Annotated in this window: 8 protein-coding genes; all 8 read right to left on the reverse strand. The window is 46.3% G+C overall.

What is annotated here, in order from left to right; all coding sequences use genetic code 11:
- Positions 1-7: 7 nt before the first annotated feature.
- The 8 genes from ACESTR_RS14495 to ACESTR_RS14530 all read right to left on the reverse strand — a co-directional run bounded on the left by ACESTR_RS14495 (position 8) and on the right by ACESTR_RS14530 (position 9397).
- Positions 8-1924: a hypothetical protein gene (locus tag ACESTR_RS14495; RefSeq protein WP_081488107.1), complete on the reverse strand. Its 1917-nt coding sequence runs from the start codon at positions 1922-1924 to the stop codon at positions 8-10.
- Between the two features lie 75 nt (positions 1925-1999).
- Complete coding sequence (locus ACESTR_RS14500) at positions 2000-4720, reverse strand: BACON domain-containing protein (RefSeq protein WP_167537969.1); 2721 nt, start codon at positions 4718-4720, stop codon at positions 2000-2002.
- 525 nt (positions 4721-5245) lie between these two features.
- Entirely contained in the window at positions 5246-6283 is a 1038-nt protein-coding gene (locus ACESTR_RS14505; protein WP_014775806.1) for a YhcG family protein, read from the reverse strand.
- A gap of 61 nt (positions 6284-6344) precedes the next feature.
- A complete protein-coding gene (locus ACESTR_RS14510; RefSeq protein WP_014775807.1) occupies positions 6345-6518 on the reverse strand; it encodes a transcriptional regulator in 174 nt (57 codons plus the stop codon).
- A 124-nt stretch (positions 6519-6642) separates the two neighbouring features.
- Positions 6643-7668, reverse strand: a complete 1026-nt coding sequence (locus tag ACESTR_RS14515) for a hypothetical protein (protein WP_014775808.1) — start codon at positions 7666-7668, stop codon at positions 6643-6645.
- Between the two features lie 9 nt (positions 7669-7677).
- A complete protein-coding gene (locus tag ACESTR_RS14520) occupies positions 7678-8868 on the reverse strand; it encodes a hypothetical protein (RefSeq protein WP_042493598.1) in 1191 nt (396 codons plus the stop codon).
- 18 nt (positions 8869-8886) lie between these two features.
- On the reverse strand, positions 8887-9117 hold the full coding sequence (locus ACESTR_RS14525; RefSeq protein WP_022044125.1) for a helix-turn-helix domain-containing protein: 231 nt from the start codon (positions 9115-9117) through the stop codon (positions 8887-8889).
- A complete protein-coding gene (locus tag ACESTR_RS14530; protein WP_022044126.1) occupies positions 9092-9397 on the reverse strand; it encodes a helix-turn-helix domain-containing protein in 306 nt (101 codons plus the stop codon). The genes ACESTR_RS14525 and ACESTR_RS14530 overlap by 26 nt, the downstream gene beginning before the upstream one ends.
- Positions 9398-9554: the final 157 nt, after the last annotated feature.

Below are 9554 nucleotides of genomic sequence, written 5' to 3' on the forward strand. Positions count from 1 at the left end.
GTATTACTTAGTTATTATGATTCGTGCTGTTTAAATATATAATGGGATGATAAAATCCGGATTCCCATACAACATTCCAATTTTTTGCAGGAAGATTTTGATTTATAGCATTATATATCACTCTATCGATGGGAATTTGATCGTATACAGGATTCGGCCGGACTGGGGTGATTGGACCGATCGCGTTTCCTGTCTCATTCTCTGAAGGATACAACCGGAAGGCAATTCCCCGCAGGACGATCGATCCTTTTGCGGCGGCTTCTTTTGCGGGTAACGTATTGACCGCATCGAGCAGCAATTTTCCATAAGGATCTGAACCACCAACGATGTAACCACTGAAAGAGGACAAATAGACGTATTCCAAAGCAGGAAGATCCCCGAAGTTGAAATTCTTGAGTTGGGTATTCTCCAGACTGATTTGCTTGAGGTTATTGCAATTCAGAATTGTCAACCCGCCGGTATCGCTCAACGAATATAACGATTCCGGATAGTCCGGCCATGCGAACACAGACTCATAATCTCCGATGTCAATAGGATCAGTTGGCTCGGAATATGATTCTCCTGGTTTCCAAATTCCTTTACTTGTCGCAAAAGTTTCCAGATTCGAACAATTATCCAAAATAACCTTTGAGTCGCCAATCCTGACTAAATACAGTTCTTTGAGATATTCGTACCCTGTGAAGTTGAACTCCCGACTAATGAAATCCGAACCGCCTATAATGCGGATATAGCTTAACGCATGATTCACGGGCTTGATGTCGATCGCACCTGCATTATTAGCACCCTTAAAGTCGAATCTGGTCAGCGCATAGCTGTAATCCGGCTTTGCCTCTCCGTAGTCCAGCACCTCGCCGATAACGATCTTACGGGTTTTCGTTTCGTCGAATGTCTTGTTGATCATAAACGTATGCTCAGACGTCGTATAGTCCGGAAGATCATAGGCAGTGTACTCTTTCGAGACCTCACCATCCCAGCGTACCCCCAGATTCTTGGTTGTAGTCACCGAAAATCTTGTGCTGGAACCAGTGCATTCGAACTCGATCAATGGGACGAATAGATTATCTGGGGGCGTACCTCCGAATGACTCTCCATAGAGGAACTGCGCAAATGACTTATCATTTTCGGACAACTCGGTTATGTAATCCTCGTCGAATTCGATGGGCGGAATATTGCGGGCAATCATCTCATAGAACGGCCAGTTCATCACCGACCACTGGTCGTAGTACTCGGTTTTGTGGATGAAGAACGCCTGATCTTCGAGCGGATCGAGTACGATCTTCTTCAACTCATCCCAGGCAATGTAATTCGCCAGTTCATTTTCCCAGTACTCCCGAATGGCCGTTTCGTTTACACTGCCGTCGGCATTGGTTATCCAAGCCGGATGGAACATCGGGTGACGGAACTCCAGCTCCAGACCGAGGACCTGACCGAAAGCCCGTAGTACGTCACTCCGCTTTTGGGCATCTCCGGCACGGCGCCATTGTGCAAAGTGCATTGTAGCTTCGCTCTGCTGTCCGTAAACCTGCATATGATCGGTGCCGGTCAACGACCAGCTCGACATCATGCCCGGCACATAGTCGAAGCCGATACGGACAGTGGCAGGCTTGTCACTTCCTACGAAATGGAAGCGGACGCCGGCAGCCTTCTCCCACTCTTTAGCTACTTCCTTAACATATTCCTGATAGCCGGCCGAACCGTTCAGGAATTTGACGGTCAGGTTATTGGCCGCCATAGGTTTACTCCACACTTTCATGGCGTTCGCAACGCCACGGGTCGCGGGAGCAGGGGTATTCAGCATGGCTGCACCATAGAAATGCGGAACAAAGGCTTCCGTTTGGTCAGCCTGCCCCGAACTCGTTGTTTCATCCTTGCTGCAACCTGCAAAGAGCAACAACACAACAGATAGCAGTAATAGTTTTTTCATAGCTGAATGTGTTAGGTTAATAATTGGGTTATCGTCTACATAGATATGTAGTTTATATGGTTATTAACTCTCAGTTTACTCCCCGATAATCGGCGGCTGGTGTCTGCGTTCTTGATCTTTGGTCTGTTGTGATCGTGATTTTGACAGATTGGGTCTGTCTTTATCGCTGTCTTTGGCCAGAAACTTGTCAAAGGTATATTCTTCGCCAGTTAGCGCCATAATGCGCCTGACAATCAATTCCCGACAGATGGTATTGAAATAAAAATCGGCTGATTCATCCATCAAACTATAAGACTCAGATCGCCAAACCCCAAATGCATAATAATATCCTCCTTGAAGCACACCCACATAGGGGTATCTCGGATGTCCGATCAGATGTGCCCAATAGACCGATTTCGGATCGCTGGTCAGCGAGAGATTCAGATACCAACCCTTCTTCTGTTCATTTCTCAATCTTGTTGCTTCATAATCCGGAATCTCGAACGGCTGTCCAGGATCGAATCCAGAAGTACTGTATTCGTCACCTAAAAGGCCAAAAGCATGACCGGCCGTTTCGTGAATAAATGTCCCCATTGACATCTTACGTCCTCCATAGACATAGCCTGTAAAGGCAAAATTTGGCCCGGATATCGGTTCCCGCATATAAGTAACCCCTCCTTTGACCCCATTGATAACGATCCCGACCGAATGTACCGGCCTTTCATATGCCAGGACAGGGAGACGATAATAGGATTCCAGCCTTTGTTGTGCGGTATAAATGTAAAACCACTGACGGCTGTTTTCTGTTTGCACACCTAATGCAGTCTGACCGCCGCTGTCAAACGCACCGATATAGGCATCCCTCGACACGGCATATACCATGTGTACGTTGAAGTATTCGCGGTAGGATTTGGTGGGTTCGATGGCAAAGAAGGATTCCATAGCAAACTCCATGACCTGCTTGTAGTAGCCCGTGGCAATGTCTACGTCGGTAAATGCTTCGCCGATCAATACGATGTCGATGCCCTTGCCCTTGGTCGCCCGTTGCAGGGTCTCGAACTGCTTATCCATCGAGAAGTCGGTACTCTGGTAGGAGCTGTTGCCGAATACCTTCTTCAACTGCGTGTTCAGGTCGTCCGTATGCTGGAACGGCCGGGCCATGAAATCTATCAGAAACGGCTCCTCGGGGTAGAGGCTTGTGGAGCAATACTGCCCCGTGAACATGTCGTTGGAGAACGTGCCGTACTGATCGACCAGAAAATAGCTCGGATAAGGTTCGGCAGGCAGAATCACGCGGTGTCCCTCGGCATCGGCATAGTCCGTCACCACGGGATAGGGCACGTCGTGCGTGCGGAGGTATTGCTCCGCTGCCTGTTTGTACTCCTCCCCTTCGGGAGTGATCGCCACCACAGCGAAGCCCTGTCCGCCGAAGAGCGTATGCACCCGCCGGACAGTGGTCTCCAGAAAGGTCTTCGAATCCTCCTGCAAGGGATTCCAGTGCAGGATCATCGTCCGGATGTTGCCGCTGTACACCTCGCGGATGCTGCCCTGCGAGCCGTCGCGCAGGTCGGTGAAAGTAAAGTCCGGAAGGTGGATATCCTTGCTGTATGATACTCCACCGGATTTACCGTAGTCTTGCCGGACACACTGGAGGGCGATGCGGCTCCACAGAGGATGGTTCTGAATAACGTCCGGGATTTTCCCATAGAGATAATTGTTGTTCAGGATCAAGTCTATTGGCCGCCCGCTTTGGAACAAATGCGCCCAAGTCGCCACCCAACTCGTGATCTTATTGAACGACAGATTTATATACTGCAATCTGTTCAGTTTGGCCCAATCGGGAAGATAACCGCCCTCGATGCAGTTATGGCTGAGGTCGATCGTTTCCAGTTCTATCAGGTCGTCCAGACAGGTAATTGAGTGCCCTTTTCCGTCATTGACGCTGATGGGGCCTTCGAGCGCATTCCAACTCAAATCCAGATGCCGCAGCTTCGTGAGTTTTGCGATCTCCCACGACACGGTTCCCGCGAGGTTGTTCTTCGCAAGCCGCAGGGCCGTGACGTGCCCCTCGGCGTCGGTCTCCACGCCGTACCACTCGCCCAGAGGCTTGTCGCTGCACCAGTTCTCGCGGTGCGTCCAGCCGCCGCCTTCGGCCGCGTCGTAGAATGCCCGCAGCGCCGAGCGCTCCGGGTCAGGATCGTCCCACGCGGCCTGCACGACGGTCAGTTCGTCGAACAGGTCGGACGCCTTATCCTTGAACACGATAAGCCCCGTGCGTTCCCGTGCATCCGGATTGGCAGAGATCGTGAAGCGGTGTGTACGCTCTTCGAGCCCCGGTGCGGCCCGCGATTCGGGGAGCTCCTCGATCCACTCGCCGCCCTCTTTCACCGATACGGTGTAGTCTACGTTCGACTGCACCTCTACCGTGAGTGTCCGCTCTTCACTGCCGATTTCAAGCCGGTTGTCGCCCGCGATGATCGCGTTCTTCTTCGCCTGCGAGACCTCGATGCGCTCTTCGAGGGTTTCGCCACGCAGGATAAGTGTAAAGCACCGCCCGACATACTCCTCATTCGGGTCCACCTTCACCGTAACATTAATCTCCCCGCCCGCATCACCCGAAGGGGGAGCGATGTCGTACCAAGTAGCGGCATCGATGGCCGATTCAGGAGCGGTCTCCGAGGTAATACGCCACGGCTCATTGGTCGAGAAAATCAATACGGCGCTCCCGCCCTGCGCACCGAAAGGCGCGGCGGGTAGTGCCTGCGTGATGGTTAGAAAAGGTTTGTCGGGATCAGGTGGTACGGGTGGATTATCCACGTTGTCGCTTCTGCTGCATTGCGAAAAGAATAACACGGCAGAAATCCAGAGAAACGGATGCGTGAAACATGGGAAGGGACGTGTCATAACCGTTCATGTTTTAGAATGATCCAAGTTATCGACTTTTGCTCAATATAATAAAATATTTCCAAGAAATCTTCGAGGCTGTTTCTCAATTATTACTCGAACGCCCGAATTTTCTACTAATAAATCCATATAGGATAATTTTGCGAATAGCACAACGATTCGGGAAATCGGTCAATTTTCGTATATGCGCAGAAACGAATCGATTATGAAGACTTCGGACCGCAGGTCAGAATGGCTGTATCTCGGCAGGTATTGAATATAAAACACGCGCAAAAAGGACATTTAGTAGATTTTGTTCTGGATGGTCTGTAAAAAACGTCGCCCATAAAGGACGACGTATAGGATAAAGTGTATTCGGTTTTCTTGTTACTCTTTCAGGATTGCTGTGTGCGACATATCCCGGACGATTATACCCTCATCAAAAAGTTCATAGGCGGACTATTTTTCCTCTACTTGTTGTAAACTATAAATTTCTTTCTGCCTTTCAATCTCCTCGCGTAACTCTTCCTCTTTGGGCAGGTAGGTCAGGTATTTTGCAGCAAATAGTTGTGGATTCTCATGCAGCACCGAATACCGGGCGATGTCGCGGCTGGTTTCCGTACAGAGGATCAATCCGATGGTCGGATTATCGCCGTCCGTGCGTTTCAACTCATCGTACATGCGGACATACATATCCATTTGCCCGACATCCTGATGCGAAATCTGGGTGGTTTTCAGGTCGATCAGCAAAAAGCACTTTAAAATGTAATTGTAGAATACCAGGTCAATGAAATAATCCCCTGCATCGGTAGAGATATGCTGCTGCCGGGCGACGAAAGCATAGCCCTTACCCATCTCCATAATGAATTTCTGCAAATGCGTGAGGATTGCACTTTCAAGCCGGGATTCGGTAAAATCCATGTTGGACGCCAAGCCCAGAAACTCTGCAACCATCGGATTCTTGATGAACTCCAACTTGTCCTTTTCATACGCCGCCGTCAGGGATTTCATTTCCGATACGACCTTTTCCTTTTTCGGTGATTGGAGCAGACGATGATAGTATTGCGACGATATATTGCGATCAAGTGTACGGACGCTCCACATTTCTTGTGCAGCTTCATTCAAATACCAGATGCGGGCCGCATCGTCCGTAACCCGCAATAAGGTTCGAATATGCGACCATGTAAGATTTGGTACACGCGTGTGCCAAATCTCATCATGGGGAAAAGATAGATAGAATTGCCTGTAATTTCGCAAATTGCGAGCCGAGAAGCCTTTGCCGAATGCCGCGGACAGTTCTTCGGAAAGCACCTTCAATAACTGCGTTCCATATTCCGCACGGCTCTTGCCATGCTGCTCCTGCTCTACGATCCGCTTGCCGATATTCCAATAGGTCTCCAGCATCACGGCGTTGATGGCAGCATAGGTATTCAGACGGGCATCCTCGATCAGACGTTTAATGTCGTCGATAAACGTGCGCTCCAGTACGGGTTTCATAACGGGTTAATTAGATTGGAAAAAAGATAAAACAAAGGTAGAAAATAATATCCGAATTACCCTACATTTTCAGCTCCTCGAAGAATTCCTCGAAAGTCAGGCCGTAATAGTTGCAGAGTCTTTCGAGAGTGGTGACGGATATATTGTAACCGCCGACCTCGCTGGCCGTGTATCTCGTAGATTTTATTTTGGATGGTCTGAAGTTCCATTGTTCGGGGTGAGTAACGGGGTTCATTCTTATAAAGTTTGCAGGAAAAGACCGGAATCTTTTAAAAGCATCACATTTCTTTCAGGTGTTCTCTCATCTTCAAGCCGGAGAAGAGTCCGGGCGTGTCACTGGACTGTCGTAGGAATAATTTTTAAAGTACAATTTTATTTTTCTTGAAAAATTCAACTGCCTGCTCGAACTTCTCGACAGAAGCTTCAATATTATTTGCATAAGCTGCAAAATTTTTGCTATACTCTTTCATTGCATTTATTTGCTCTGCAATTACAAAAACTTTACCTGCGAGAAAATGCGTCTTTATAATTGCAGGGGTTCTTTTTACAACAGAGCTGTCAAATTGTTTTATCACTAATATAAGGTTATGTAACCGTGAAAATTGCGGATTTACTGATGGAATGGCGTTTAAAGCAACGGTAATAAGATTTGTCAAAATAGAGTAATATACCTTTTCTGAGGACATCATAGGCATATTAATAATTCTATTATAATTTAATGCTACATCCTGCTGGTAGGCAGGCCAAAGCTCATTCCATTCCAAAAGAAATTTATTGCTGTATGAATTATAATCGTCGTATATCTTTCTGATCTCAGGTTGTATGCTGATTAAATATGATACACTTGACAAATAGGAATTTAGTTTTTTTCCTTTTATTTCATTTTTTTCTGATATACCTCGATGCAGGGAATCAGTCAGCCGATCAATGGTAAATTGCGAAAGTACATCAATGGTAATTTGCTGCACTGGAAAGGCTTGAGGCAGTATTTCGTCCGATTTCTTAATTTTATCAGCGAGCGTCTTTATCGAATGAATGTACTTCCGCAAAATAGGTATATTTTCTTCTGCCCAGATTACGATAGCGTCTTTTACAACCTCACGTTCTTCCTGCTTTTGTTTTCTCCGATACAAAATGTTAATACAGACTCCTAAAATAAAAATACCGAGCGAGATTAACGCCGGTAATAGAATGTCCCAAGACACACCAAGAAATGTGTTCTGACTGTGCGCAACAATACAATTCTGTATATCGGAAAGGCTTGTAGACATATCCGACAGTTTCGAAATAGCAAGGCTGTCTGAAGCATTGAGATTGTAGTCGAGCCGATACAGCCCCTCTTGAATGTCATCGAGTTTGAGCAGTAGTAATTTGTCTGAATACATATTCCCTTATTATTTGAGCGTGATTTCCGGGTGTTTGTCTTTCCAAGAGATCAAATCCTTGCACAACTTCCGCATGAAAATATTGAGCTGATACAAATCTTTCTCAGGACACTCGTTCTCTGTTGGTTTGAAATTGGCTTTCGCGTGTACGATACTATTCCTCGTGGCATAAAGAATGACCGCAACCTTATTCTTGATCGTCCTTTCTTTCTCCGCCACAATGCCGATGGCGGATTGTTGTTTGCTGGCTTTTGTTTCTTTGAGACACCGCTCCTGCACCCATTCTGGAAGGAATTCGTAGAGCTTAACGATGTCGCATTGTTCCATTACGATTTTTACAAGGTCACGATCCTTTATGTGTTTATCGTGTGCCCTCATGGATAATCCGGAATCCAGAGAATCGACATTCCCAGTTGCCGGAATCCCGGAAGAGAATTTCCGGCACAACTCTTCATGGGCCTTGATTTTGGCGACTATTGGAGAGATATACTCGATCACCTTATAGAAATACAGGAATTTAATATCGTTATTTCTTATTAGCAGGGCTTCAGAATATAAATCCAGAATAGGCGAACAATGAGGTAAAGAAGCTATTTGAATTGGATGTGTTTGGGTTGAATCCTTTGTCAAATCTAATTTGATCGTATATTTCACCTTGCGAACAGAACGGTTGTCGAGAGAAAAATTTATAAAATTGTATTTATCTATCAAATAGTACAAAACACGGTTAATAATATCACTCTCTTGTTCTTCGGGTAAAACATATTCCGGGGAATCATATCTTATCTCAATGGCAGAAAATGATGAACATGGCGAACATAATCGCTCATCTTCAGTGCATTTCTCTACATTATTTAATAGCCCTATTAGTAAGGGACTCTCAACCAACAATACAGTATAGTGTATGTCAGAAAATACATCTATGAATAACCTTGCATGTTTTAGGTTAATAACAGACTGCCTTATACTATCTGTTCGGACTGTACTTTCGTTTACCCCCTTTAAGGATTGTATATTATTAGTGTAGAGTAAAAAATCTTCAACAGGATATATTATGTAATCTTTTTCCTCTGCAAATAAAATTTCAATAGAATCTACACCTATTTTTACATCTTTATATTTAACATCATAATTATTCGCCAAAAAATCAAGCCGACGCTTGATCTCTTCGATATTTTCAGATGTAATGTAGGTATTCATATTCTCCTTATATTGGTGTTACATTTCCAACTCCCGGAAAAACTCGCCCAGCGTCGTGCCGTAGTAGCGGCACAGACGATCGATGGTGTCGAGCATCGGATTGAACAGGCCGGCTTCGATGTTGCCGACATTGATGCCGGTCTCCTTTATCACCTCTTTTTGGCCCTTGCCCGCGGCTTTGCGCAGTTCGCGGAACCCGGCCCCGATCCTATTGATCACCTCGTTATTGCGGATGTGTTTCTTGCTCATGGTCGTCGCTTATTTCCGGATTGTCGGTCGGTTCAGGTGCGTCGGTTGTTTCCGGCTCAACGGAAGGCGTGAAAAATTCATGTAGGGTCGTGCCGTATAAGGTGCAGAGGGCATGGAGTGTCGAGATGGTAATGTTGTTGCGCCCCATTTCGATATGCTCGACACGGACGCCTGTTTCAAACAACACCTTTTCCTGCGACAGGCCCCGCGCCAAACGCAGTTCCCGCAGCCGGTAGGCTATGTAACGGACAAGTTCTTCGTTTCTGGGAATTCTTACCATAATACAAAGAACTCGAAATCTCAAATACATTATGTTGTAATTGATTTGAGAGAATAAAAAAACAGGCTAAAATTGCGGATTTCCGGGGATAAAAAACAGAGGTATAAAAAAGTGTAAAGCAAAAGATAATCAAATAATTATACACTTTTCTTCAGTA

Source organism: Alistipes sp. DJF_B185 (assembly GCF_964250025.1).
Classification (GTDB): domain Bacteria; phylum Bacteroidota; class Bacteroidia; order Bacteroidales; family Rikenellaceae; genus Alistipes; species Alistipes finegoldii.